This window comes from Terribium retamae, assembly GCF_022347545.1.
Lineage (GTDB): Bacteria > Pseudomonadota > Alphaproteobacteria > Rhizobiales > Rhizobiaceae > Mesorhizobium > Mesorhizobium retamae.
This window is the reverse complement of record NZ_JAKREW010000018.1, coordinates 69016-93293: the sequence shown is the minus strand read 5'-3', so window position 1 is coordinate 93293 and position 24278 is coordinate 69016. Positions and strand designations below refer to the sequence as shown.

Here is a 24278-nt window from a genome sequence, read left to right as displayed (position 1 = left end):
CCTCTCTCATCTGATACGCTTTTATTTCCTATAGTTCGAGCCATTTTCCTTTTGATTTGCCAATAGAAAAACTACTGAATGAAATCGGGCCAGCTTCCTTCACTCAACGCCGTGCGGGCCTTCGAAGCGTCCGCCCGCCATTTGAACTTCCGGCTTGCCGCCGAGGAACTCGGCGTGACGCAGGGCGCTGTCGCGCAACAGGTGCGCGCGCTGGAGGATTCGCTTGGCCTGAAACTGTTCCACCGGCTGCCGCGGACACTTGCGCTGACCGACCAGGGCCGAGGCTATGCGGGAACCATCCGGCGCGCTTTCGAGCTCATTGTCGAAGGCACGGCCGCGTTGCGGCCGCAGCCGGTGCGTCTTTCCATCAGCGTCACGCCGACCTTCGCTTCGAAGTGGCTGCTGCCGCGCCTGCCCGGCTTTTCGGCATTCCATCCCGAGCTGAGCCTCGGAATCGTTGCCACCGACCGGATCTCCAGCTTCCAGCCTGACGGCATAGACATCGCCGTTCGTTATGGGCCGGAGCCGGCCGGACCTCAGCTCGAGGCCGACCTTCTCTTCAAGGAGGAACTTGTCGGCGTCTGCAGTCCATCGCTGCTGGCAGGTGCAGAAGCACCGCTATCGGCTGGCCGCCTCGATGGCTACGTCCTCCTTCACGACGCTCACAGTCGTTGGCCGGAATTCATCGAGACACTATCCGGGCGCCTCGATCTCGGTGGCAGCAGGAGCGTGCACTTCAACCAGACCGCGCTGGCAATCGACGCGGCCCTCGGCGGCCAGGGGATCGCACTGGCAAGCCGGGCTTTCGTCGAGGCCGACCTTGCCGCCGGGCGGCTGGTGGACGCATTTGGGGTCACGATGCAGAGCGACCGCGCCTATTATGTCGTCACGCCCCGCAAGCCGCGTTTCCCATCGCCGGTTGCGGCGGTCAGGGCGTGGCTGCTGTCCAACCCGGAAGTCTGACCTGCATAAACTTCCGGGGCGACGTGCGACGCATGAATTAGAACCAGAGGGAAAGCGCTTCGGGCAGGCCTCGGGAACTTCCGTCACCGACCCAGGCCACGTGTCCGTCGGGCCGGATCAGGACGGCAGCGGGGGTCGGAACCGTACCGACGACGGGAAGTTCGCACGCCCCGTTGAACGTCGCGTCGACCGCTTTGATGCGATCGGCCCATTTATCCAGCGAAAGCGCCTCGCCGAAATTGAGCAGCACCGGGCACGCTTCGTTGAGCAGCGCGAAGACACGGGTCGGCCCTTCCGCGGTGACGATGTCGAGATCGGGCATGCGGCGGCCGAGCAGCGGATGCCCCTCGCCGAGCGCGTAGCGGATGTCGAGGCCACTCATCATCGCAGCGAAATGCCGGCGCGGCTCCGCCATCGCCAGCAGTTCGGAGACGAAGTCGCCGAGCACCGCGATACGCTCGCCTGGATAGCGCAACACGCCTTGCGCGATGGTGTTGCGCAGCACGCGCGCCGCCACCGGGTGGCGCTCGGCGTGATAGCTGTCGAGCAGCGCTTCCGGCGACAGGCCCTTCGCGACGCGCGCGAGCTTCCAGCCGAGATTGACGGCATCCTGGACGCCGAGATTGAGCCCCTGCCCACCCATCGGCGAGTGGATGTGCGCAGCATCGCCGGCCAGCAGGATGCGTCCCCTGCGGTAGGTTTCCGCCTGACGCGCCGCATCGCTGAAGCGGGACAGGAAACCCGGCGTATGCACACCGAAATCGCTGCCGTAGGCCGCTTTCAGGGCAACAGCAAATTCATGCAACGACGGCACGCCGGCAGCGCGGGGATCCTGTCCGGCCAATACCACGCCAACCCTTTTGCCGTCTTCCAGCATGGTCATGGCGTGGCGGCCCGAGGCGGTCTCGCGAAACCCGAGTTGCGGCGGCTCCTTCATGCCTACCTCGCCGATCAGCCAGCTCGTCGAAGCCTCCCAGCCCGAGAAACCGACGCCGGCCGATTTGCGCACCGTGCTGCGGCCACCATCGCAACCGACCAGCCAGCCGGCCCGCATGGTTTCGCCTTGGGTGGTCGAGACTTCGACACCGCCTTCGATTTCGGCGACGCGCGAGACTTCCCGGCCGCGATAGACCGGCACCTTCAGGTCTTCGACCCAGTCGGCAAGCAGCCGTTCGATGCGTTCCTGGCGCAGCGCCAGCATATAGTTGTGCCGGGTCGGGAAGTCGGTGATGTCGAGCGCGACGTGAAAGCCGACATTCGGATAGGCCTGCCCCTCGGCAAGGAAACGGTCGACGATGCCGCGCTGGTCGAGCACTTCCAGCGAGCGCGCATGCAGCCCGCCCGCCCGCCTGCCAGGCACGTCCATGGTCAGCCGTTGCTCGACGATCGCGGCATCGACACCGGCGAGCGCCAGTTCGCCTGCCAGCATCAGGCCGGTCGGGCCGCCACCGGCAATGATGATCTCATGTTCGGACATTTGCCACCTCTCGGAATCAACAGGGGCTCGTCTTCTACAGTGTGGTCGGGGCCTTGAAGCAAGAGGGTTGTGCGCCATATGTATGGTATGGCGGGGGCGATATGTTTCGTTGCGCGCCATACCGACGGCACCGGACCAAGCTGCCTGGCGCTCCCCTTATCCCCAGACTGCTTTTTACCCGGCCTGACGTCGATCACGCCGCAGGTTCATAGGCGTACGCGCCTTCCTTCGCGGCGACGCGTCCGATTCCCGGCCTGCCGAGATGCGCACCGGCGATCCACGATCCCTCCCTGGCGGCACGCTCCAGAACCTTCAGCCGGGTCGCGCGCGCAGCCGGTTGATCGTGATCGTAGCCCCAACTCACCGTAGGGTCGCCGAACTGCAGCGCCGGGACATGGACGACGTCACCGAAGAACAGGAAACGGTCCTCGCCCGTATCGAGCGCGTAGCCTGTGTGGCCGAGGGCATGCCCTGGCAGGTCGACCGCCTGAAGCTCTCCCTCGATCTGGTCCCCATCGCGAACCGGATTCAGCAGCGCGTGAAACGGCTCGAGATGCGCTTCATTCAAAAAGCCGTCGACCGCCGCGGCCGAAATGACGATCGACTTCAGATTGGGAAGCAGGACACGTCCATCGGGCGTGAGAAGCCCATTGACGTGATCGGCGTGGGTGTGGGTAAGCGCCATGACCGCAATCGATGCCGGATCGATACCGGCCTGCGCCATGGCTTTCTTGAGATGCCCCATGGTTGGCTCCCAACTGCCGCCTGCTCCGCAATCGATCAGGATGGTGCCGGTGTCCGGGCTGGTGACGGCATAGCAGTTGACGGACAGCCGGACCGTCTCCTGCAGGGCCGGCGACGCCGGGTTGTCGTCCTTATCCCTGACAAGGGTGGCGGGCATATCGACATATCCGTCGCTGAGCGACCAGACAGTCCAGGCTCCGGACCTGCCGCCGAAGGCAGTGTCGCTGCGCGATGTAACGATCATGGATCCTCCCGTCGCCCGACGATTTTATTCTCGCCTGATACGTCGAAACTGCGCCGGCGGGATAGAGGGTCTGCGCCGCTCCACCGCCGATCGAGCGACGCGGCTCTCCGACGATCAGGCGCGCCCATGGTGGCGACAAGCCGCCCGGTCGCCGTCGTCAGCGGAACCGTGGCGCGGCGATGCTCGTTGTTTTGCTCACGCGTGAACAGACCGTTGGCGATGCCTTCATACATGCCGATCAGTGCTTCCGCGACCACCTCCGGCACGCCTTCGTCGGCCAGCAGCGCAGCGCGATCTTCCCGCGGTACGAATACCGGCCTCACCTGACGGCCGAGGACCTCGCCAAAAGCCGAGGCGATGTCGGCAGCGCTCCAATCCTGCGCTATCTCGACGATGCGCCTGCCCATCCATTCTTCGCGCAGCAGGCTTGCCGCCATGCGCCCGACATCGATGGTGCTGACCATCGGGATTTTCAGAGAAGGCTCGATGAAGCTCGGCAGGATGTTTTCCGACATGACCGCTTCCGCCACCTCGCCCCAGGTCTCGACGAAGTAGCCGCAGCGCAGGAACGCGATGGTCGGGGCGGCACCGTCGAGCAGCGCCTCGAACCGGTTAAGGGTGGCGATCAAGCCGGTGCCGGCCGTATGCTGTGCGCCGATGGACGACAGCACCACGGCCTTGGGCAGCTGCGCCCGCCGCACTGCCGTGGCCAATGCCGCGCCGAGTTCTTCCGTCACGGCATAAGGATCGCCGCTCACCGGCGGCGGATTGAGCAGGAAGGCGGCCGACGCCCCCCTCAGCGCCTCGACCATTGCATCGCCATCCGCGATGCTGGCGATGGCCACTTCTGCGCCGAGCGCCTTCCAGTTTTCAGCCTGCTCCTTGCGGCGCAGGACGACACGCACGGCCTCGCCGCGTTCGATGAGGGCGCGCGCGACTTCGCCGCCGGCGCGTCCATTTGCTCCAAGCACGACATACATGATTGCCTCCTTTGGTGGACGTGCAAAGGGATAGATGCCCGGCTTACATGCGTCCAATGCATGGTTTATATGGTTACCATGCACGAAGTGGATTTACGCCGAATCGATCTCAACCTCCTGGTGGCGCTGGAAGCACTGCTGGAGGAGAAGAACGTCACGCGGGCGGCGCAGCGGCTGAATATGAGCCAGCCGGCGGCGAGCCGCGCCCTGGCACGCTTGCGCGCCCTGTTTTCGGATGCGCTGCTGGTGGATGCGCCGGGTGGCTATATCCTCTCCGCCCGCGCCGAGGAGATGCGCCCGCAGCTCGCCACCCTGCTGGCAGGTGTCGGGGACATGCTGAAAGCCAATGCGTTCGACCCCGCCACCGCGACGGGGCGCATCCGGCTTCTGATGCCCGACCTTCAAGCCGCCGTGCTGGCGCCGCATCTGCTCGCCCGCCTCACCCGCGAAGCGCCGTTGCTCGATCTCGACATCGCTGCACTCGGCGCCACCGGTTTCGAGGCGCTGGAGCATGGCGGCGCGGACGCGATGGTGGCGCTGATCGACGATGCGCCTGCCGGCATCCAGCGACGCCGCCTCTATGACGAAGAACTGGTGACGCTGATGCGGGCGCAGCACCCGGCGCTTGGCCGGAAGCTGACGCTCGAACGCTTCCTGGCGCTCGAACATATCGTGGTGAGCGTTACCGGTCTCGGACCTGCACCCGTCGATACGGCGCTGGCGCGGATGGGGCAGACGCGGCGGGTGAAGCTGCGCGTGCCGAATTTCTTCGCCGCCGCCGAAATCGCCGCCCGGTCCGACCTCGTCATGACGCTGCCATCGAGCCTGGCGCAGGCGGCTGTTACATTGGGACGCTTCGTGGCGATGCCGCCGCCGCTCGACCTCGGACTCTTCACGATGAGCCTTGCCTGGCATGCCCGCCAGCAGGATGCGCCCCGGCATATATGGCTGCGACGAACCATCGTCGCGGCAGCGACGGATATGGCAGCGGGGAACTGACCTCGCGCGGTTGAGCCGGCAGAGCGGCCTTCAACGCGGCCGGAACGCCTGCTGATTGCCGCCGGCTACCGGCCGGCTTGAACGATCGCAAAGAGCCAGGCAAGGATATTCAGCAGCAGAAGAACCAGCGCGATCTGCAGCGCGACACGGAGCCGCTGGATAACACGCCAGTTGGCCGCCATGTCGGCCTTGATGCGAAGGGCAAGCGCTCGGTGCATCGCCGACATGGTCGTCGCCTTGTCCCCGTCGACATACTGGCTGAACAATTCCTCCGGATCGAAGCGGAACGTGTATTTGTGGTAGGGCCACAGCAAGAAGACGATGAGGCCGCCGATGCCGAGCAGCAAAGCAACGGCGACCCAATCCCAAGTGCCAAGGCCGTCCGCCAGCGCACGGCCGCCGAGCAGTGAACTCGCAAAGGCGGTCGCGAAGATCAGGCTCCCGGCGCGCGTGTTCATGTTCTCGACGACGCCCTGTTGCTGTGTCAGGCCCCGGACTGCCTCCTGATAGATGAATGCGATGCGGGCGTCGCTGTCACCGCGCGCAACGTGCTGTCCCGTCTCAATGGATCTTTCGGTCATGACCAGCTCCTTCCGCCGAGGAAAATCCAGCCTTCAAACCGACCGGCTTGAAAACCTTGCCAACCGCTGCCGGGCGCGCCCAGACCCGGCAGCTTGCCGGCAGTTCGTTTAACCCTTCGGGTCCGTCTCCAGGAAGGCTCGGGCAAAGCCCGGCTGCACGGTTTGGATCGTTCCGCCGGGAAGCTTCAGCAGCCGCTCAAAGGCGACGCCATAGAGTTCCAATCGTTGTTCGAGCATCGATACCGCCTCGTCGACGTGTCCCTGCTCGGCCTTGCGCATGGCCTGGTACATGACTTCGCGGAAGATCACCCTGAACTGCAGGAGCATGTCTGCAAAGATTTCCGGGTCCGGCACGTCGAGGACCCCTTCTTCCACTCCTTCCCTCAGAAGATCGGTGAACATCGGCCGGACGAGTTCGCGGACCGACTGTTCGATACGGTGGAACAGGATCAGGTTCTCGGGCCGGAAAAGCACCGAAAACGTCTTGCGCATCTGCGGCGCCAATTCGACATTCAGCCGACCAGCATTCGAGAAGAGCGCATTGATACGGCCGATCGCGTCGAGCGACGGATCTTCGATCATCGGCCTGAGTTCGGCCAGGCTGTCGCGCGCCACCCGTGCCGCAAGCGCCTCGAGCAGCGCCTCTTTCGAAGCGAAGTAATGATAGAATGCCCCTTTCGAGAGATCGGCCTCGCGGATGATGTCGTTGACCGTCGTGTCCTCGTAGCCATGCTCGAAGAAGAGGCGCTGGGCGCAGTTCAAAAGCTCCGCAAACCGTATCTCAGGTTGCTTGATCACCCGCTGCTTGACCGGCTTAGACAATAGGACCCTCGCTCGAGCGTTCCGGTAAAAGCGTACAGCGCTTTTGCGTCCGCAATTGAATGAAAACAATTGGCTGGAGCGTTTCCGCTTTTCCCGCAAGCCGAAACGCCCCAGCGCGGCGTTGCTACAAAGGAGCACGAACGGTCGTCTCACGCAACCGTATAGACCGACGGTCGGTCTGATGTTATAGCTCACCACGCCCGAATCCTTGAGGAGCGTTTCATGCGGCTGGTCCGTTGGATTGTCGGCATCGCGATCGCCTTGGTCCTGGCAGGTGCCATCGCCTGGTATCTGTGGCGGCCGAGTGTGGTTTCCGTCGTCGTCCCCTCGCGCGGCGATGCCGCGGAAATCGTCTATGCGAGCGGCTCGGTCGAGCCTCGCATCTGGGCGAAAGTGGCGCCCGTGGTGCGCGAGCGAATTGTCGAGCAGTGCAATTGCGAAGGATCGAGGGTTGCGCAGGGCGACGTGCTCGCCCGCCTCGATGACAGCGAGGCAAAGGCCGCCCTCAGCGAGCTGGCAGCACGCCGGGCACTTGCCGAGCAGGAATACCAACGCAGCTCCGTGCTGGCTGAAAGGAACGCAGCAAGCCAGCAGGCACTCGATCGTGCCCGCAGCGAGCTTTCCCAGACCGAGGCCTTGTACGCCGCCCAGAAGGCGCGGCTCGAGACCTATGTGCTGGGTGCTCCCAGCCCCGGTGTGGTGTTGAGGCAGGATGGCGAGGTCGGCGAGGTTGCCGAGCTCGGCAGCGTCCTGTTCTGGGTCGGCGAGCCACGACCGCTGCTGGTGGAGGCAGAGGTCAATGAAGAGGACATTCCGCGCGTCGAGGTAGGGCAACGTGCAGTCTTGAAGGCCGATGCTTTCCCCGACCGGAACCTCGAAGCGGTGGTCGACAGCATAACGCCGAAGGGCGATCCCGTAACGAAGACCTATCGTGTCCGTTTCCGCCTTCCTGACGACACGCCGCTCAGGATCGGCATGTCGACGGATGTGAACATCGTCATCCGCGTTTCCAGGAACGCGCTTCAGATCCCATCCACTGCGGCCGACGGAAACAAAGTCTTCGTGGTTGATGGAGAAACCGCACGACTGCGTGAAATCCGCACCGGCATTCGCGGCCTCAACGGCATCGAGGTCTTGTCCGGCATCGACGAGAAGAGTCGGATCATCTCGCCTTATCCCGCCGATCTCGCCGACGGGGCGCGGGTCACCATCGCAGCCGGCAACAAGGAGTGAGCCGACGATGCCGCTCATTCTCGACATCGCCGTCACCCATATCGCCGGTCGTGGCCGGCAGACGCTCGTGGCCGTGATCGGCGTCGCAGTCGGCGTCGGCTTTTCGATCGCGATGGCCGCACTGATGCAGGGCGGTCAGGACGACTTCGTCAAGCAGCTCGTCGACACCATGCCGCATGTCGACATCACCGACGAGCAGCGCACGGCGCGGCGACAGCCGGCGGAAGACATCTTCTCGACCGTCGCCATCTCGGGACTGAGGCCGCGCGACGACCGCCGCGGCATCATCAATCCCACCGCTGCGACAGCCTGGCTGGAGAGCTGGATCCCCGGCCGCTTCGCCGAGAGCCTGAAGACGCAAGGCGTGATCCGCTATTCCAGCCGCGAGGTCGGCGCGGCGATCATCGGCGTCGAACCCGAGCGGGAGCGAGGCGTGTCGCCCATCGTCGAGGATTTCGTCAAGGGAAGCTTCGCGGCGTTGAATGCCGGGGGCAACAATGTGCTGATCGGCGACACCATGGCCGGACGGCTCGGCGCCGGGCTTGGCGACACCATCACCGCAGTGTCCTCGGAAGGGCTGACCCGCGACTTCAAGATCGCCGGCCTTTTCCATACCGGCACGACGGCGCGTGACGAAGGCGAAGCCTATGTCCTGCTGAAGAACGCCCAGATTCTTTCTGCCCGGCCGAACGCCATCAACGAGATCCGCATCAAGCTCGACGATCCAAACCGTGCACCGGTGGTGGCGCACAGAGCCGAAGCGGAGCTCGGCTACAAGGCCGTCGCCTGGCAGGAGGCGAATGAATCGATCCTCCAGGCCCTCGTGGTGCGCAACGTCATCATGTACACCGTGGTCGGCGCGATCATGCTTGTCGCCGGCTTCGGCATCTACAACATCATTTCCACCATCACCCATGAGAAGGCGCGCGACATCGCCATCATGAAATCGCTCGGCTTTCCCGAAGCCGACATGCGCCGGCTGTTCCTGCTGGAGGGCCTGGCGATCGGGGGCGCGGGTTCGGCCCTCGGCTGGGCACTCGGCTTCTCCATGATCTATGCCTTGTCGCTGGTGCGTTTCGAAATCGCCGCGACAGGTCAGGAGATGACGCACCTGCCGATCGCCTGGAGCCTGCTCCACTACATCATCGCCTCAGCCTTCGCGCTGGGTTCGGCGGCGGTGGCCGGATATCTGCCGGCCAGGCGCGCCGCCCGCCTCAATCCCGTCGACATCATACGAGGCGCGACATGAGCGCCCTTCTCGAAACGGAAAAGCTGACCCGCGTCCTGCCGGAGACCGTGCCGGTGACGTTGGTCAAGGATGTGACGCTCACCATCGCGGAAAAGGAATTCGTCGCGATCACCGGCCCGTCCGGCTCCGGCAAATCCTCCCTGCTCTATCTGCTGGGCCTGCTCGACCAGCCGACCACGGGAACGATTAAGATAGGCGGACGCGCCGCCGAGCCGATGAACGAACGGGAGCGCGCGAGAACGCGTCTTTCTATGCTGGGTTTCGTGTTTCAGTTCCACTTCCTCCTGCCCGAATTCACGGCGCGGGAGAATGTCGAGATCCCGATGCGCAAGCTTGGCCGGCTGACGCGGTCCGAGATGCGTGGGCGCGCCGATGAACTGCTCTCGTCCCTCGGCCTTGGAGACCATCTGGACAAGCGGCCCGATCAGCTTTCAGGCGGACAACGGCAGCGTGTCGCCGTGGCGCGTTCGCTCGCCAACGATCCGCCGCTGATCCTCGCCGACGAACCAACGGGCAGCCTGGATTCCAAGAACTCCGAACAGGTCTTCACGATCCTGCAAAAACTGGTTCACCAGCGCGGCAAGAGCGTGGTTGCGGTGACGCACGATCTCGACATGGCCGAACGCATGGACCGCCGCATCCACATCGTCGACGGAAAGATCGCTGCGGGAGCATGAGCCGGCTGCTCACGGCCTGGGCACAGCCTGGCGACAGGCCGGAAGGGTCTATTTTCGCTCAAAGCGCATCGGCGAGAGTCTCGTTATGTCGACAGGCGACTGCTGCCCCGCCGCCAGATCCGAGAGCACCTTCCCAGCCATCGGACCTGGGCCGAAGCCATGACCGCTGAACCCCGTTGCGACGAGCAGGCCCGACACGCCATCGACAGCTCCCAGGACCGGAATGACATCCGGCATGACGTCGATGATCCCAGCCCAGGACGTTTCGATTTCCAGGTCCGCCAGCACCGGAAATAGTTCGGCAAATTCGCGCCGCGCCTGTTCGACGCGAAAGGCCTCCGGCCGCGGATGATCCCGGCTTGGGGGGAAATCCGCCAGCGGTGAGTTTGTCCTGTGCGGCAGCAGCCGCTTCACCGGAGCGAGATAATCTATACGCGCCGCATCGGGATTGGACTTTCGCGTGGCCTGATACCAGCGCATGTGACGCCAGGAATCCAGGCGCAGGTCGTATTCGCCGCCCGCCACCGAAATCACATAGGCTCCGTTCACGTCCTGGCGGATCCCGGTCTGCTGGCCTGATACGCAGGCAGCGACCCGCTCGCCGGGACTGGCGACCGTCCGCGCGACCGTTGCCCTTATGAACTCCTGCGGCAGGTTCAGTCCGATCTTTCGCAATAAGGCAGCGCTGCCGGCGCCGGCGGCGGTGATCACCATTCCTGCCCGGTGCAGCCGATCACCGATCTGAACGCCGGAGACTTTGCCGGCACTCACATCGATGCGGGTCACAGGGTCGCCGAAGCTGACAGAGACGCCCAATCCGAGTGCGGCATCGAAAAACGCACGGGTCGCGCGCGCCGGTTCGGCTTTCCCGTCGGTCGGCGTGTACATCGCGCCGACGACGCCACGACCCGTGGCCAGCTGAGGCACCAGGGCATAGGTTTCGGATGCCGACAGCATGCGCGTATCGAGCCCGAACTCATCAACCGCGCGCCGTTGCCAATCGCGCCGGGAAATAAGGTCGGCCTCATCGAACGCCAGCGACAGGTTGCCGCCCTGTCGCCACCCGACCGGGCGTCCCAGTTCTGCTTCGATGCCCTCCCAGATTCGCAAGGCGCCGATCATCAGCGAAAGCTCGCGGAAGTCCCGGTTCTGCTGGCGGACAAAACCCAGATTACGGCCGGACTGCGCCGATCCCGGCGCGTCGCGCTCCACAAGCAGAACGCGCATGCCTTTCCCAGCTGCGTAATAGGCCGCCGAACATCCGACGATACCCCCGCCAATGACGATCACATCCCAGTCGCGGGTGGATTGCATTGCCATCGACATGCCGTGTCACTGCACCCTGGAAAGGAACGCCCGGGTCCGTTCGAAAGCCGGACTGTCGAGAACCTCGGCAGGCTTGCCGCATTCGACGATCCTGCCCCCTTCCATGAAGGCGATGCGGTGGCAGACCTCGCGCGCGAACGACATTTCGTGCGTGACGACCATCATCGTCATGCCGTCGGAAGCGAGATCGCGCATCACATCGAGCACTTCCCCGACCAGTTCCGGATCGAGAGCGCTGGTCGGTTCGTCGAAAAGGATGACTTTCGGCTTCATGGCCAAGGCGCGAGCAATGGCGACGCGTTGCTGCTGCCCACCGGAAAGCATGCGGGGGTAGTTGTTCATCTTATCCGACAGCCCGACGCGGGTGAGGAGCTTGACCGCCTGCTCTTCGGCCTCCTTGCGGGGAATGCGCAGCACATGGACGGGCGCTTCCATCACATTCTCGAGTGCGGTCTTGTGGCCGAACAGGTTGAAATTCTGGAAGACCATCGCGATGCGCGCGCGCTGCCTTGCGATCAGCTTCTCGGGCAGTTCGTGGGCGAGATTGCCGACGCGCCTGTATCCGATCAGGTCCCCATCGACCGTTATGCTGCCGCTTTCGATCCGCTCGAGGTGATTGACGCAGCGCAGAAGCGTCGACTTGCCCGACCCGGACGGCCCGATCAGGCTGATCACTTCGCCCGCGGACACGGTGAGATTGATGTCGCGCAGAACGGGCAGGTCGCCGAAATTCTTGGACACCCGGTCGAACACAATCATGGGAGCACGCATGGCGGGTCTGTTTTCCGGTGGGGTGTGCATCATGTCGAGGCGTTTCGCGAACGGGCGAAGTGCCGTTCGATCCGGTTCTGAACCCAGCTGAGGATGGTCGTCGCCAGCAGGTACCAAAGGCAGGCGACGATCAGCAGCGGAATGGTCTGGAAGTTGCGGGAGTAGATCGTCTGCGCCGAGTAGAGCAGGTCCGAGAGCGAAATCACGCTGACTAGCGACGACGTTTTCAACATGCCGATCGTCTGGTTTCCAGTCGGCGGAATGATCACGGGCATGGCTTGCGGCAGCACGATGCGCCACAGCGCCTTTCTCGACGTCATGCCCAGCGAGGTCGCGGCCTGCCGCTGGCCTGGATCGACCGAAAGCAGGCCGCTGCGGATGATCTCGGACATGTAGGCACCCTCGTTCAGGCCCAACCCCAGCACGGCTGCGGTAATCGGCGAAATGAGCGTGTTGGTGGGCACCGACATCCCCCATGAGGTGAAGGGTATGCCGATGGAGAGTTCGGGAAACAAAGCTCCCAGATTGTACCAGAAGATCAGCTGGACCAGCACCGGCGTGCCGCGAAAGAACCAGATATAGGCGTCGGCCACGGTCGAGATCACGATGTTCCTGGACATCGCCATGACCGCGAAGATGGTCCCCAGCACGACCCCGATTACCATTGTGACGATGGTGAGCCAGATGGTGAGGTAGAGCCCGGAAAGAATGCGGGCATCGAAGAGATATTCGCCGACGACAGACCAGCCGAAGTTGGCGTTTCCTCCGATGGAAACCAGGAAATAGACTACCGCCAACGATAGCAGCACCGCAGCCGCCCGGGTTCCCCAGGCGCGGGCGGGCACGTAAGTCAGCATTGGTTCGTCCGACTGGCCGGAGCCGGTGGGCGCTTGATCATCTTGCGTGGCTATGGACATGGTCGCTCAAACAATTGTGCGGGAAAGGGGCGGTCTTCCCGCCCCGCTGGCACTATTTAGCCGGCACGGTCTCGAGGTTGATACCGGGCTCGTGCTCCATCTTCATCGGATCGACGCTCCAGGTGGAATAGATCTTGTCATAGGTGCCGTCGGCGCGGACCTCCTTGAGCGCGGCCAGCAACGCCTTGCCCAGATCTTCCTCATTCTTGCGGAAAGCGATCCCGCTCGGCTTGCGCGGCAGGATGGGCATCGGAACGACTTTGACCGGGTTCGGTGCTGCCTTCTTGATCTCCTGTGCGGACGCCGCGGAAGTCAGCACGAAATCGGTGCGGCCCGAATAGACCGAGAGAAGCGTCGCGTCCGATGTTCCGAATTCCGAAACTGTCGGCGCGGGCTTGCCGGCTTCGGTGCAGGCCGTCGCCAATTCCGCGGTGATCATTCCCACCCATTCGGTTCCGCTCTGCGCCGCGCCCTTCAGGCCGCACAGTGCCAGATGGTCGTTGATGTCGGCGCCTTTCGTCTCCAGCACATAGGCGGACGACGTCGTATAGCCGTAGTCGACGAAGCTTACGACCGCCTGGCGCTCGGCGTTGTCGGTGATTCCTTCCATGGAAATATCCCAGCGGCCGGACTGGACGCCCGGGATCATCGAGTCGAACGACACCGACGTCACGTTCATCTTCACTTTCAGCCGTTCCGCGATCGCGTTCCACAGATCGACCTCGAAACCGACCATCTTGCCGGCGTCGTCGATATACTGGAACGGAGGATACTTGGCGTCCGTCACCAGGTTGATGACGCCGGCGTCACGATATTTCTTGGGCAGGAGGTCGGCCACGCTCTCGGCCTGGGCGGCGCCTGCTGCCAGCATCAACCCCGAAACGGCTATCGCGAAACTGGCTGCGGTTTTGCCGCGCCAACATTCATTGCTCTTCTTCATTACCAGTCTCCCATTGTTGTTATGCCCCCGCCTGCCCGTTCGCAGCCGGGACCTGCTTCATTCTGTCCGGCCGCCTGCGGCTGCCGGACCCATCGCCATCAGCCGATGACGAAGGGGTTGGCGATCTCTTCCGCGGTCGAGAGCCAGACGGCTTTGGTCTGCAAGAACTCACGGATCCCCTCGATGCCGTTCTCGCGGCCGATACCGCTCTTTTTGTAGCCCCCAAAGGGGGTGGTGTAGGACACGTCCCGATAAGTGTTGACCCACACGCTGCCGGCTTCCAGGCGCTCGGACATCAGGATCGCGCGGCGCATGTCCGCGGTCCAGACGCCGGCCGCCAGGCCGAACTCGCTGTCATTCGCGACCGCGATGGCTTCTTCCGGCTCATCGAACGGGATCGCCGCAAGGACGGGACCGAAGACTTCCTCACGCGCGATGCGCATGTCGTTGTTGACGCCGGCAAAGATCGTCGGCTCCACGAAGTATCCGGCCTCACATTCGGCGATGTCGGGACGCTTGCCTCCGAGGATCAGGTGGGCGCCTTCCTGGACGGCGATGTCGATATAGCCGAGGACCTTCTCATATTGCATAGAATTGGCGATCGGACCGATGCGCGTGTCGGCGTGCCTGGGATCGCCGATCCGTGCTGTCTTCGTGAAGGCCGCAAGCTTCTCGAGGAACTGGTCATGGACCTTGCGGTGCAGCAGAAGGCGCGAGCCCGCGATGCAGGTCTGACCCACTGCGCCGAAGATGCCGCCCACGACGCCACGAACGGCATTGTCCAGATTGGCATCGTCGAAAACGATGTTCGGAGACTTGCCGCCGAGCTCCAGGCTGACGCGTTTGATGTCCTTTGCCGCCAGCGAATAGAGATGCGCGCCTGTCCTGGTGGAGCCGGTGAAGCCGACATGGCGTGTGAGTTCATGGGTCACCAGCGGCTCACCAACCTCCGATCCATAACCGGTGACGACGTTGATCACGCCCGCCGGAAAGCCCGCCTTCTCGACCAGTTCCATCAGCTTGATCGCGGTTGCCGATGTATATTCGGCCGGCTTCATAACCAATGTGCAGCCGGCAGCCAGAGCCGGCGCCGCCTTGAGAGAGAAGAGGAAGAGCGGCGCGTTCCACGGCACGATGCCGACGCAAACGCCGAGCGGTTCGTGGCGCGAAAAACTCAACGCGTTCTTGTCGCAAGGATGGACCGCACCCTCGATCTTGTCGGCAAGGCCTGCATAGTAGTGATACCAGCGCGGGATATAACGGATCTGGTGCCGCATCTCGGCCAGCAGCCGGCCATTGTCGCGAACCTCGATCTCGGCAAGCGCGTCGGCGTTTTCCTCGATCAGCTCGGCGAAGCGCTGGATGATGCGGCCGCGCAAGCTCGGATGCATCGTACGCCAGGGACCTTCAGTAAATGCCTTGTGTGCGGCGCGGACGGCTCGGTCGGCGTCCTCCGCATTGCCGCGCGGCACCAGGGCCCATGGCTTCGCGGTGAAAGGATCCACGGTTTCGATATACGCCCCTGAGGCAGGGGCCACCCATTCGCCGCCGATATACATGGATAGTTTTGGCAGGCTTTCGGTCGGCATGACCCCTCCTTGGTACTGACTTCTGCGCCGGCGGATTGCTTCGGGCACCATTGCCAGATGCAATCAGCCAATTAGTGATATCACTTTAAAAGTGATCTGATATTTTTTTAGATGTCAACCGGCAAGATTATGAAGGTCGAAAAATAATGGGAAACGGCAGAAATTCGCAAAAAAGCATGGAAAGTGGCCGATTTTGAGCTATGTCGGGTTGCCATGACGAAATCGATCGAAAATTGGGCTTGATGTTGGCGGTGTGTATATGAGAGTTATCGAAGGAATAATGATATCATTATGGACAAGCGCGTGACCAACGACCAACCCCTCTACGAGCAGATCAAGACAGCCATCGATCGCCGCATCGAAACGGAGGAATGGCCCGCCAACTTCCAGGTTCCGTCCGAGGGAGATCTCGCCGGGGAATTCGGAGCCTCCCGGCTGACGGTGCGAAGGGCGCTGCGCGAGCTGCAGGCCGATGGCCTGCTCGTGCGCGTTCAGGGCCGTGGCACCTTTGTCATCGGGCCGCGCATGCAATGCGCGATATTCAGCCTGCCGGACATCACGGAGGAGATTTCGGTATCCGGCGGAGCCCACAGCTGCCGGGTCCTGCAACACTCGATCCTCGGCAAGGACAGTCCCGGCCGCAACATGCTGCAGCTGCCCCCCGAGGACGTGGTCTTCTTCTCGCGACTGATCCACCTCGAAGACGGGACACCGATCCAGCTCGAAGATCGTTACGTCAACGGGGCGGAAGCGCCCGGCTACATCGAGCAGGACTTCACCAACGTCACGCCGCACAACTGGCTGCTGCGCGAGACCACGGTGACGACGATCGACAACACCATCCGGGCGATCCGCCCGGATGAAGACGTGCGCAACTTCCTGCAGATCGACGCGAGCCAGCCCTGCCTGCTGCTCGATCGCTCAACATGGCGTGACGGCATTCCGGTCACCCGCAGCCGCTTCATCTATCCCGGCGACCGCTATCGCCTGCGTTCGACCCATGAAGCGCGAACGAATCGCATTCTTAGCGCGCCAGGCAAGGGTCGCTGATTTCGGAGGTTGGTATGAGAGAGTTTGTCCGCAAGCTTGAAGAGCGCGGGGATGTCCTGCGGGTCGATCGCGAGGTCGATCCCGCCCATGAGCTTGCCGCGGTCACCCAGCTGGCCCAGAAAAAATGGGCCAAGCCGGTGCTGTTCACCAATGTGAAGGGAACCCGGTTCCCCGTCGTGACCAATGTCTACAGCACGCGCGAACGGCTGGGCGAGGTCATCGGCATCGATGCCGGCGACTTCTGCCGTCAATGGAGCAAGCTCGCCTCGTTGGGCACGTCGGAGTTAAAGGAGCCGCTCGTTCCGGCAACGGAGCTTCCTGCTTACGAACAAGTCAAGCTTTCGGACCTGCCGCTCATAACCTATTCCGACAAGGACGGAGCTGCCTACTTCACCTCGGCCATGTTCATCGCCAAGGACCCCGAGACCGGGGTCGGCAACCTGTCTTACCACCGGTCGATGTATATCAACGACAGCGAGCTGCGTTGCCGCCTCGCCCCGCGTCATCATCTGACCATCTACCATGAGAAGGCCGAGAAGATGGGCAAGCCGCTTGAAGCTGCCATGCTCATCGGTCCGCCTGCCCACGCCTTCCTGACCGCGGCGGCGCCGCTGCCTTACGATGTGGACGAGCTCGAAGTGGCAGCCCGCCTGCGCGGGCGGCCGATCGCGATGCGCAAATGCAACCACATCGATCTCGAGGTGCCTGCCGAGACCGAAGTCGTCATCGAAGGCCGCTTCCTGCCCAACGAGCGTCGTCCGGAAGGTCCTTTCGGCGAGTTCATGGGTTACTACGTGCCGGTTGGCCCCAACGCCGTCTTCGAAGTGTTGGGCGTCACCGTGCGCAAGGACGCATTGTTCCACTCGATCCTCTGCGGCTCGCCCGAGGAGGTGCTGACGCTGGAACTTTCGGTGTCGGCCAATATCTACCAGCGCCTCAGCGCCGCGCTGCCGGGAATCGTCAATGTGACGTGCCAGCCCTTCGTCAACCATGCAATCGTGCAGATCGAGCCGCGGTTCGAGGGCCATGCTCGCCAGGTCATGCTGGCGACGATCGGCGCAGAACCGATCTGGGCCAAGCAGATCACCGTCGTCGACACCGATGTGAACATCTACAGCATGGACGATGTGCAATGGGCCATCCTGACCCGCTGCCGCCCCGACAAGGACATGATGATCATCCCGGAAACACCTTCCTTCTATCGCGACGAGCAGAAGGACCATTGGGGCCGGCTGCTCGTGGATGCAACGAAGCCCTGGGGGCGTGAAGCCGAGTTTGAACGCAAGCGCCTGCGGCTGGCTGACACGGTGCGGTCCGAAGACTGGTTCCCGGGCCGGTAGCCGTGACCTCGCGGCGACTCATCATCGGCATCTCCGGCGCATCGGGGGCAGCGTACGGCCTCGCGGCGCTGGAGATGGCGCGATCCGCCGGGGTCGAGACACATCTCGTGGTCTCCCGCTCAGCCATGCTGACGCTTCATCAGGAGCTCGGCCTGAACAAGGCCGGCCTCGAGGGGCGCGCCGATGTGATCCATCCGGTGGCCGATGTAGGCGCCACCATCGCCTCGGGATCGTTTCGCACTATGGGAATGCTCGTCGCTCCATGTTCGGTGAAGACCATGTCGGAGATCAGCACCGGGATCACCTCCAGCCTGATGAGCCGCTCCGCCGATGTCGTGCTCAAGGAACGCCGACGCCTTGTCCTGATGGTGCGCGAAACCCCGCTTCATCTCGGGCATCTGGAAACGATGGTCCGCCTCACGCAAATGGGTGCGATCATCATGCCGCCCGTCCCGGCCTTCTACACCAAGCCGGCGAGTGTCGACGACATCGTCAGCCACTCCATCGCGCGGGCGCTGGACCTGTTCGACATCGATACGGGTGCTATCAAGCGATGGGGCGGGCTCAAGGAGAGCGTTCGCGACACGCTGCTTGCGCAATGAGAAAAACGGCGGCCGGACGAAATCGTCCAGCCCGATATGCCAGGGGCCCAAGCCATGGAAAAGGCCGACACAGACAAAACCCGGCTTGATCTCTGGCCATTCATGCTCAGCGTCTACGCGCGTCCCGGTATCGCCGCGGCGTGCCTTCGATTGCAGGAAGCCCATGGGCTGGACATTCCCCTAATGCTGGCGGTGCTGCATGGCGGCGTCTCCGGTCGCGTTCCGGGCCTGGAACAAATCCAGGCATTCGACCGGAACTGCCGCATCTGGCGCGAAGCTGCTATACTACCTCTGCGGGAAGCAAGGCGCACTATGAAGTCCCACCAGTGGCTCGCGTCCCAGCCACGCGTGCCCAGCCTGCGAGAGCACGTCAAGGCGGCTGAGCTCGAAGCAGAGCGGGTCGAGGCGGACGTCCTTGAGCAGATGCTGAGCGACATACTGCCCGGTCCCAGGCTCATCGACCTCGACGGATTGAGCGAGATCACCGTGACTGTCCTCGACCTCTACGACCCCGGACGAACGGAGCGCGTTCCCCCGGAAGTCAACACGATCGTAGCCGCAGTGCTCCAGACCGTGGAATGACGAGAGGTCACGCCGGCTGCAGCGACAAAGCAGCGCGGTTGTAGCTGCGCACGACATTGCGCACGGCCTCGACCATCAAGGCGTGAGGGGTTGCGCTGACCTTGCCGGCCGCCACGGCGGGATAGAGCGTCGCCAGGTTCTGGCTGATCAGGGTCTCGGGAATGGTGCGGCCCTCCAGTCGCTTCAGCAAGGCGTCGACGGCTGCCGAAGCTTGCGGATGCGGCCAGTAATAACGGATGCGGTCGCTGTAGGAGAAATGGCGCTGCAGACGCAGGTCGTCGGCATCGCCATGATAATATTTCTCCCAGTTCTTCGGCTCGGCCAGGAGCAGCTTCTCCATCTTGCCGCGCAAGGTCTCCTCTTCCGGCAGGCGATCGAGGAAGGCAGCGATCTGGTCGAGGCCGAACAGCGCCTCGCGCAGCGCGAAGGTGAGGCCGGGGCCGACCTTGAGGATGGCGAAGCCGTCATGGACGAGAGCCGCCAGCGCCTGCTGCGGCTGGTAGTCGGTCGAATGCGCCTCGAAGACGAATTGCGGCATCTGCCTGAGCACGCCGCTCAGCGCCGTCGCCTTGGCGCTGTCATAGACGACGACATTCTCGTTGCCGAACTCGACGCCCGGCTGCACCACCACGCCGATGGCGCGGGAAAAAGCATCCTGAAGCCCGAGTGCGGCGAAGGCGCGGCGATGGACCTCGACCGTCTCGATGGCGGCAGCCGGCTTGGTGAGCTCCAGATGGTCGAGCGCTTCCATCGCGCCTCCCGGGATCGGCACCTCGGTGCCGATGATGTAGACCGGCAGGTCGTAGCCTGCCTCGACCGCCGCCTGTTCCGCGATCCTGGCAAGCCGTGCGGCGCGTTCCGCCGTGACCGCATCCGGCAGCGCCACCGGTTCGCCAAGACAGCCCATCGAGGTGTCGAGGTGAATCTTGGTGAAGCCGGCGCGAACGAAAGCGTCCATCATGACATCGGCGCGCTGCATCGCCTCGTCGGCGGGCAAGTGTTTCCACGGATTGGGACCGAGATGATCGCCGCCGAGGATCAGGCGGCTGGTGTCGAAACCGAGACGCGTTGCGATGTCCTCGACGAACTGGCGGAAGTCGGCCGGCGTCATGCCGGTATAACCACCTTCCTGATTGACCTGGTTGCAGGTGGCTTCGATCAGCACGTCGCAGCCGGTGGCGATGCCTTCCAGCAGGGCAGCCTCGATGACAATTGGATGGGCCGAGCAGATCGAGGTGATGCCACCGCGTTCGCCTCGCGCGAAGCGGGCCGGAAGGCCGGCTAACCTGCTTGTCGCGCTCATGCCGCAACTCCTTGGCTGGTCAGGAATGTTTCGATCTCGGCCATGGTGGAGGTGCCCTCCATCGGTCCCTTGACGCTGACGGCGCGCGCGCCGGTAGCGTTGGCGACGGTGAGCGCTTTGCCGGGCGCCATGCCGCGCAGCCAGCAGGTGACGAAGGCTGCGCCGAAGCTGTCGCCGGCGCCGGTCGGGTCGACCTCCTCGACCTTGAAGGCTGGGGCGGACATTTCGCCGTTGCGGTCGAAATAGCTGGCGCCGTCGGCACCGCGCTTGATGACAACAGCCTTGATGCCGCGCTCGAGCAGTTCGGCGATCGCCGCCGGCTCGTCGATTGCCTTGGTGAACAGGAACATCTCCGGACCGCTCGGCATGAACAGGTCGGTGTTTTCGAGCGCATGGGCGAGCGCTTCGCGCATGCCGGGCAGGTCCAGCATCTCCTTGCGGATGTTGGGATCGAAGGAGACGGTGCCGCCCTTGGCCTTGATGCGCCGCGTCGCCGCGAAGATCGCCGACACGATGCCGTCGAAGAACAGCGCGGAGCCCATGATGTGCAGGTGGTCGGCGCCGTCGATGAGCGCTTCGGCCTCAGGCGTCAAGCCGATGGCGCTGCAAGCGCTGTGGCGGATGTTGTAGATGAAATCGCGGTTGCCGTCCGGCCGGTAGCGCACGAAGGCGCTGCCGGTGGCCGCCGTCGGATGGATGCCGATGGCCGAGACATCGGCGCCGTCGCGGCGCAGCCGCTCGACATTGAGCACGCCGAAGTCGTCATTGCCGACGGCGCTGACGATGCCGCAGGGCTGGCCGAGCTTGGCAACCTGGTCGATGAAGATCGCCGGCGCACCGGAAGCGAACGGACCGATGAGCGGGATGGCGCTGGTGAACCCGTGCCCCGGCTCGACAGCCATGATCTCGACGACGATCTCGCCGATGGTGATGATCTTTTTCATGAATGCATTCCGATAGGGATGGGGCCGATGGGGATGGGGCCGATGGATGGCGACCGTCTGCGCTGCCCCTCATCGCCCTGCCGGGCACTTCTCCCCGTGAACGGGGAGAAGGAAGCTGGCCGCAACGCTGGCGTCCATTCTGCAACGTTGGCGATTGGCGAAATCCGGGGCGACAGCGTCCTTCTCCCCGTCACTATACGGGGAGAAGTGCCCGGCAGGGCGATGAGGGGCAGCGCCAAGGTAGGAGAGTGCCTCATACTGCAATGCCCGCAATCAAGCCCGAGCCGATTTGCTGCGCACGTCGAGCCAGACGGCGACGAGGATGACGACGCCCTTGACGATGAGCTGGTAAAAATACGGCACCGACAGCATGTTCATGCCGTTGTTGATGACGCCGATGATGAGCGCGCCAAGGATGGTGCCGACGATGGTGCCGACACCGCCGGCGAGCGAGGTGCCGCCGAGGACTACCGCGGCGATGGCGTCGAGTTCATAACCCGTGCCGGCATTGGTCTGCGCCGACGACAGGCGCGAGGACAAAAGCATGCCGCTGATCGCCGCCATCATGCCCGAAATGGTGAAGACAATGATCTTGATGCGGTCGACGCGGATGCCAGAATAGATCGCCGCTTCGCGGTTGCCGCCGGTGAGATAGACCTGCCGCCCGAAGATCGTCTTCGACAGGATGATGTGGTTGACCACGAACAGCACGGCCATGATCCAGATGATGATCGGGATGCCGAGGAAGCTTTCGCCGCCGATGGCGAGCCAGGTGTCGTTCTCGATCATGGCGGGCGCGCCGTTGGTCGGCAGGCTGACCATGCCGCGATAGATGCCCATTGTCGCCACCGTGACGATGAAGGACGGCAGCATCAGCTTGGCCGAAAGTGCGCCGTTGAGCGCGCCCATCAGCGCGCCGGCGGCCAGCGTCAGCGCCACCGCCGGCACAAAGCCGAAGCCCATGGCGAAGGCCTGCGCCGCCACCATGCCGGAGACCGCGATGATGGAGCCGATCGACAGATCGATGTCGCCGAGCAGGATGACATACGTCATGCCGTAGGCGGCGACCGCGATGACGGCGACCTGCTGCATGATGTTCATGAAATTGTTGAAGGCCAGGAAGCGCGGGCTCATCACCGAGAACACGACGCACAGCACCGCCAGCGAGATGATGATGCCGCCATACTGGCGCACCGTCGGCGAGGCCAGGAACGAGCGGCGGACCTCGACGTCGGCGGCCTTCTTCTGGATGTCCTGAACATTGCTCATGCGTGTATCCCCGCTGCATAGGTCATGACGGTTTCGGGTGTTAGGCCGTCGGCATCGAGCACGGCGGCAACGGATTTGTTGTGCATCACCACGACGCGGTCGCTGAGGCCCAGCACCTCCGGAAGCTCGGAGGAGACCATCAGGATCGCCGTGCCGTTGGCGGCGAGCTCGCGGATGATGCGGTAGATTTCGAATTTGGCGCCGACATCGACGCCGCGGGTCGGCTCGTCGAGGATCAGCACGCGCGGCTTGATCTGCAGCCATTTGGCCAGCACGATCTTCTGCTGGTTGCCGCCGCTCAAGGACCCGGCGCTGGTGTCGATCGAGGCGGTCTTGATGGCAAGGCGCTTGACCTCGGCCCTCGCCGCCTCCCGCTCGGCCCCGCCCCGCATCAGGCCGAGCGGCCCGGTGAGCTGGCCGAGCCCGACCATGTTGATGTTGCGCTCGACGCTGTGCAGCAGCACCAGGCCTTCTTCCTTGCGGTTTTCGGTGACGAAGGCGATGCCGCTGCGGATCGCCTGCGCGGCCGAGCGGAAGGTGACCGGCTTGCCGTCGAGGAGGATTTCGCCCTGCGGCGCAAGCATGCCGAACAGCGCCTTCATGACGTCGGAGCGGCCCGAGCCGACGAGGCCGAACAGGCCGACGACTTCGCCCGGCTTCACGTCGATGGAGACGTCGCGGAATTTGCCGGCGAAGGAGAGGTTCTTCGTCGCCAGCACCGGCGGCGTGTCGGCCGACGGGCGCGGCGCCTCGCGCGGCGGATAGATGTCGTTCATGGCGCGGCCGACCATCAGCGTGATCAGCCTGTCGATGCTGGTCTCGCTCTTCTCGGTCGTCGTGACATATTCGCCATCGCGCATGACGGTGATGTCGTCGGAAAGCCGCATGATCTCTTCCATGCGGTGGGAGATGTAGATCACCGCTTTGCCCTGGCTCTTCAGCCGCTCGATGATCGCAAACAGGATTTCGGCTTCGCTGTCGGACAGCGACGAGGTCGGCTCGTCGAGGATGACCACGTCGGCCGGCAGGCTGAGACCCTTGGCGATCTCGACCAGCTGGCGCTGCGCGATCGACAGGTCGCCGACCTTGGCGCGCACATCCACCGGCAGGCCGAGTTCGCGGATCAGCCGTTCTGCCGCTTCATTCAGCGCACGGTCGCGGATGAAGCCGAAACGGCTTGGCTCATGGCTGGCGAAGATGTTCTCGGCCACCGACAGGTTGCGGCTGAGGCTGAGCTCCTGGAAGACAATGGAGATGCCGTGCGCACGCGCGTCGCGCGGATTGCGCGGCGCGTAGGCCTTGCCGTTCAGAACGATGCTGCCCGCGGTCGGCGTGAACACACCGGCCAGGATCTTCATCAAAGTGGATTTGCCGGCCCCGTTCTCGCCGAGCAGCGTGTGCACGCGGCCGCGCCGCACAGTGAGGTTCATACGCTTGAGTGCGGCAACCGGGCCGAAGGATTTCGCGATGTCGTGGATCTCGAGCACCACGTCGCCGGCGGCGGCGGTCTCGACTGCCCGGGTGGTGGCTGACTGCGCGGTGGCTGTCACGGATTTTTCCTCCTGACCATGCGATCCGCCCACCAAGATGTCAGATGGTGGCGGGCGAGACGCTTGCCTGTCTTCAGGGCGGGTTGCGCTCCAACTCGCCCCAAAGAAGGACGGCGACGCCCTCCC

At 63.7% G+C, this 24278-nt stretch carries 23 protein-coding genes; 9 read left to right on the top strand and 14 right to left on the bottom strand.

Annotation, left to right across the window (positions count from 1 at the left end):
* Positions 1-78 precede the first annotated feature (78 nt).
* Positions 79-963, top strand: a complete 885-nt coding sequence (locus L4923_RS17880; protein ID WP_239367524.1) for a LysR substrate-binding domain-containing protein — start codon at positions 79-81, stop codon at positions 961-963.
* 37 nt (positions 964-1000) lie between these two features.
* On the opposite strand, the gene L4923_RS17875 is transcribed toward L4923_RS17880, so the two are convergent.
* The 3 genes from L4923_RS17875 to L4923_RS17865 all read right to left on the bottom strand — a co-directional run bounded on the left by L4923_RS17875 (position 1001) and on the right by L4923_RS17865 (position 4408).
* The gene (locus tag L4923_RS17875) at positions 1001-2440 is read right to left on the bottom strand and encodes an FAD-dependent monooxygenase (RefSeq protein ID WP_239367522.1); all 1440 of its coding nucleotides are present in this window, start codon (positions 2438-2440) and stop codon (positions 1001-1003) included.
* Between the two features lie 193 nt (positions 2441-2633).
* Positions 2634-3428: an MBL fold metallo-hydrolase gene (locus L4923_RS17870; protein WP_239367520.1), complete on the bottom strand. Its 795-nt coding sequence runs from the start codon at positions 3426-3428 to the stop codon at positions 2634-2636.
* On the bottom strand, positions 3425-4408 hold the full coding sequence (locus L4923_RS17865; RefSeq protein WP_239367518.1) for an NmrA family NAD(P)-binding protein: 984 nt from the start codon (positions 4406-4408) through the stop codon (positions 3425-3427). The genes L4923_RS17870 and L4923_RS17865 overlap by 4 nt, the downstream gene beginning before the upstream one ends.
* Before the next feature lie 78 nt (positions 4409-4486).
* Between L4923_RS17865 and L4923_RS17860 the strand changes: the two genes are divergently transcribed.
* Positions 4487-5407 (top strand): LysR family transcriptional regulator, encoded by a 921-nt coding sequence (locus L4923_RS17860; RefSeq protein WP_239367516.1) that lies wholly within the window; start codon positions 4487-4489, stop codon positions 5405-5407.
* A gap of 65 nt (positions 5408-5472) precedes the next feature.
* Here the strand turns inward: L4923_RS17860 and L4923_RS17855 are convergent, their stop codons facing one another.
* Together L4923_RS17855 and L4923_RS17850 are read right to left on the bottom strand one after the other, a co-directional pair.
* The gene (locus tag L4923_RS17855; protein ID WP_239367514.1) at positions 5473-5988 is read right to left on the bottom strand and encodes a hypothetical protein; all 516 of its coding nucleotides are present in this window, start codon (positions 5986-5988) and stop codon (positions 5473-5475) included.
* 108 nt (positions 5989-6096) lie between these two features.
* Positions 6097-6810: a TetR/AcrR family transcriptional regulator gene (locus tag L4923_RS17850; RefSeq protein WP_239367512.1), complete on the bottom strand. Its 714-nt coding sequence runs from the start codon at positions 6808-6810 to the stop codon at positions 6097-6099.
* Between the two features lie 222 nt (positions 6811-7032).
* Between L4923_RS17850 and L4923_RS17845 the strand changes: the two genes are divergently transcribed.
* From L4923_RS17845 to L4923_RS17835, 3 genes are read left to right on the top strand one after another with little or no spacing between them, the layout of a single operon-like run.
* Positions 7033-8043, top strand: a complete 1011-nt coding sequence (locus L4923_RS17845) for an efflux RND transporter periplasmic adaptor subunit (RefSeq protein WP_239367510.1) — start codon at positions 7033-7035, stop codon at positions 8041-8043.
* 7 nt (positions 8044-8050) lie between these two features.
* Positions 8051-9292: an ABC transporter permease gene (locus L4923_RS17840; RefSeq protein WP_239367508.1), complete on the top strand. Its 1242-nt coding sequence runs from the start codon at positions 8051-8053 to the stop codon at positions 9290-9292.
* Positions 9289-9969: an ABC transporter ATP-binding protein gene (locus L4923_RS17835; RefSeq protein ID WP_239367506.1), complete on the top strand. Its 681-nt coding sequence runs from the start codon at positions 9289-9291 to the stop codon at positions 9967-9969. Before L4923_RS17840 ends, L4923_RS17835 begins: the two co-directional genes overlap by 4 nt.
* Positions 9970-10017: 48 nt before the next feature.
* Here L4923_RS17835 and L4923_RS17830 read toward each other — a convergent pair whose 3' ends face one another.
* From L4923_RS17830 to L4923_RS17810, 5 genes are all read right to left on the bottom strand, one after another.
* Positions 10018-11289, bottom strand: a complete 1272-nt coding sequence (locus L4923_RS17830) for an NAD(P)/FAD-dependent oxidoreductase (protein WP_239367504.1) — start codon at positions 11287-11289, stop codon at positions 10018-10020.
* Between the two features lie 12 nt (positions 11290-11301).
* A complete protein-coding gene (locus tag L4923_RS17825) occupies positions 11302-12066 on the bottom strand; it encodes an amino acid ABC transporter ATP-binding protein (protein WP_275448456.1) in 765 nt (254 codons plus the stop codon).
* Positions 12067-12095: 29 nt separating this feature from the next.
* On the bottom strand, positions 12096-12923 hold the full coding sequence (locus L4923_RS17820; protein ID WP_425530966.1) for an amino acid ABC transporter permease: 828 nt from the start codon (positions 12921-12923) through the stop codon (positions 12096-12098).
* Between the two features lie 112 nt (positions 12924-13035).
* Positions 13036-13923 (bottom strand): ABC transporter substrate-binding protein, encoded by an 888-nt coding sequence (locus L4923_RS17815; RefSeq protein WP_239367500.1) that lies wholly within the window; start codon positions 13921-13923, stop codon positions 13036-13038.
* A 98-nt stretch (positions 13924-14021) separates the two neighbouring features.
* Positions 14022-15512, bottom strand: a complete 1491-nt coding sequence (locus L4923_RS17810; RefSeq protein ID WP_239367498.1) for an aldehyde dehydrogenase — start codon at positions 15510-15512, stop codon at positions 14022-14024.
* Between the two features lie 291 nt (positions 15513-15803).
* Between L4923_RS17810 and L4923_RS17805 the strand changes: the two genes are divergently transcribed.
* The 4 genes from L4923_RS17805 to L4923_RS17790 are packed head-to-tail and all read left to right on the top strand — an operon-like array spanning position 15804 to position 19086.
* On the top strand, positions 15804-16562 hold the full coding sequence (locus L4923_RS17805) for a histidine utilization transcriptional repressor HutC (protein WP_239367496.1): 759 nt from the start codon (positions 15804-15806) through the stop codon (positions 16560-16562).
* Between the two features lie 14 nt (positions 16563-16576).
* Complete coding sequence (locus L4923_RS17800) at positions 16577-17902, top strand: UbiD family decarboxylase (protein ID WP_239367494.1); 1326 nt, start codon at positions 16577-16579, stop codon at positions 17900-17902.
* Between the two features lie 2 nt (positions 17903-17904).
* Positions 17905-18504, top strand: a complete 600-nt coding sequence (locus L4923_RS17795) for a UbiX family flavin prenyltransferase (RefSeq protein WP_239367492.1) — start codon at positions 17905-17907, stop codon at positions 18502-18504.
* Between the two features lie 54 nt (positions 18505-18558).
* The gene (locus L4923_RS17790) at positions 18559-19086 is read left to right on the top strand and encodes a TIGR02444 family protein (RefSeq protein WP_239367490.1); all 528 of its coding nucleotides are present in this window, start codon (positions 18559-18561) and stop codon (positions 19084-19086) included.
* A 7-nt stretch (positions 19087-19093) separates the two neighbouring features.
* Here the strand turns inward: L4923_RS17790 and L4923_RS17785 are convergent, their stop codons facing one another.
* The 4 genes from L4923_RS17785 to L4923_RS17770 form a co-directional block, all read right to left on the bottom strand.
* On the bottom strand, positions 19094-20389 hold the full coding sequence (locus tag L4923_RS17785; protein WP_239367488.1) for a D-tagatose-bisphosphate aldolase, class II, non-catalytic subunit: 1296 nt from the start codon (positions 20387-20389) through the stop codon (positions 19094-19096).
* A complete protein-coding gene (locus L4923_RS17780) occupies positions 20386-21333 on the bottom strand; it encodes a tagatose kinase (protein WP_239367486.1) in 948 nt (315 codons plus the stop codon). The genes L4923_RS17785 and L4923_RS17780 overlap by 4 nt, the downstream gene beginning before the upstream one ends.
* A gap of 273 nt (positions 21334-21606) precedes the next feature.
* A complete protein-coding gene (locus L4923_RS17775) occupies positions 21607-22602 on the bottom strand; it encodes an ABC transporter permease (protein ID WP_239367484.1) in 996 nt (331 codons plus the stop codon).
* Positions 22599-24152, bottom strand: a complete 1554-nt coding sequence (locus tag L4923_RS17770; protein WP_425530965.1) for a sugar ABC transporter ATP-binding protein — start codon at positions 24150-24152, stop codon at positions 22599-22601. Before L4923_RS17770 ends, L4923_RS17775 begins: the two co-directional genes overlap by 4 nt.
* Positions 24153-24278: the final 126 nt, after the last annotated feature.

Coding starts and splice junctions, on each gene's coding strand:
- L4923_RS17880 (WP_239367524.1), top strand. CDS start 79: ATGAAATCGGGCCAGCTTCCTTCACTCAACGCCGTGCGGGCCTTCGAA.
- L4923_RS17875 (WP_239367522.1), bottom strand. CDS start 2,440: ATGTCCGAACATGAGATCATCATTGCCGGTGGCGGCCCGACCGGCCTG.
- L4923_RS17870 (WP_239367520.1), bottom strand. CDS start 3,428: ATGATCGTTACATCGCGCAGCGACACTGCCTTCGGCGGCAGGTCCGGA.
- L4923_RS17865 (WP_239367518.1), bottom strand. CDS start 4,408: ATGTATGTCGTGCTTGGAGCAAATGGACGCGCCGGCGGCGAAGTCGCG.
- L4923_RS17860 (WP_239367516.1), top strand. CDS start 4,487: ATGCACGAAGTGGATTTACGCCGAATCGATCTCAACCTCCTGGTGGCG.
- L4923_RS17855 (WP_239367514.1), bottom strand. CDS start 5,988: ATGACCGAAAGATCCATTGAGACGGGACAGCACGTTGCGCGCGGTGAC.
- L4923_RS17845 (WP_239367510.1), top strand. CDS start 7,033: ATGCGGCTGGTCCGTTGGATTGTCGGCATCGCGATCGCCTTGGTCCTG.
- L4923_RS17840 (WP_239367508.1), top strand. CDS start 8,051: ATGCCGCTCATTCTCGACATCGCCGTCACCCATATCGCCGGTCGTGGC.
- L4923_RS17835 (WP_239367506.1), top strand. CDS start 9,289: ATGAGCGCCCTTCTCGAAACGGAAAAGCTGACCCGCGTCCTGCCGGAG.
- L4923_RS17830 (WP_239367504.1), bottom strand. CDS start 11,289: ATGGCAATGCAATCCACCCGCGACTGGGATGTGATCGTCATTGGCGGG.
- L4923_RS17825 (WP_275448456.1), bottom strand. CDS start 12,066: ATGCGTGCTCCCATGATTGTGTTCGACCGGGTGTCCAAGAATTTCGGC.
- L4923_RS17820 (WP_425530966.1), bottom strand. CDS start 12,923: ATGCTGACTTACGTGCCCGCCCGCGCCTGGGGAACCCGGGCGGCTGCG.
- L4923_RS17815 (WP_239367500.1), bottom strand. CDS start 13,923: ATGAAGAAGAGCAATGAATGTTGGCGCGGCAAAACCGCAGCCAGTTTC.
- L4923_RS17810 (WP_239367498.1), bottom strand. CDS start 15,512: ATGCCGACCGAAAGCCTGCCAAAACTATCCATGTATATCGGCGGCGAA.
- L4923_RS17805 (WP_239367496.1), top strand. CDS start 15,804: ATGGACAAGCGCGTGACCAACGACCAACCCCTCTACGAGCAGATCAAG.
- L4923_RS17800 (WP_239367494.1), top strand. CDS start 16,577: ATGAGAGAGTTTGTCCGCAAGCTTGAAGAGCGCGGGGATGTCCTGCGG.
- L4923_RS17790 (WP_239367490.1), top strand. CDS start 18,559: ATGGAAAAGGCCGACACAGACAAAACCCGGCTTGATCTCTGGCCATTC.
- L4923_RS17785 (WP_239367488.1), bottom strand. CDS start 20,389: ATGAGCGCGACAAGCAGGTTAGCCGGCCTTCCGGCCCGCTTCGCGCGA.
- L4923_RS17780 (WP_239367486.1), bottom strand. CDS start 21,333: ATGAAAAAGATCATCACCATCGGCGAGATCGTCGTCGAGATCATGGCT.
- L4923_RS17775 (WP_239367484.1), bottom strand. CDS start 22,602: ATGAGCAATGTTCAGGACATCCAGAAGAAGGCCGCCGACGTCGAGGTC.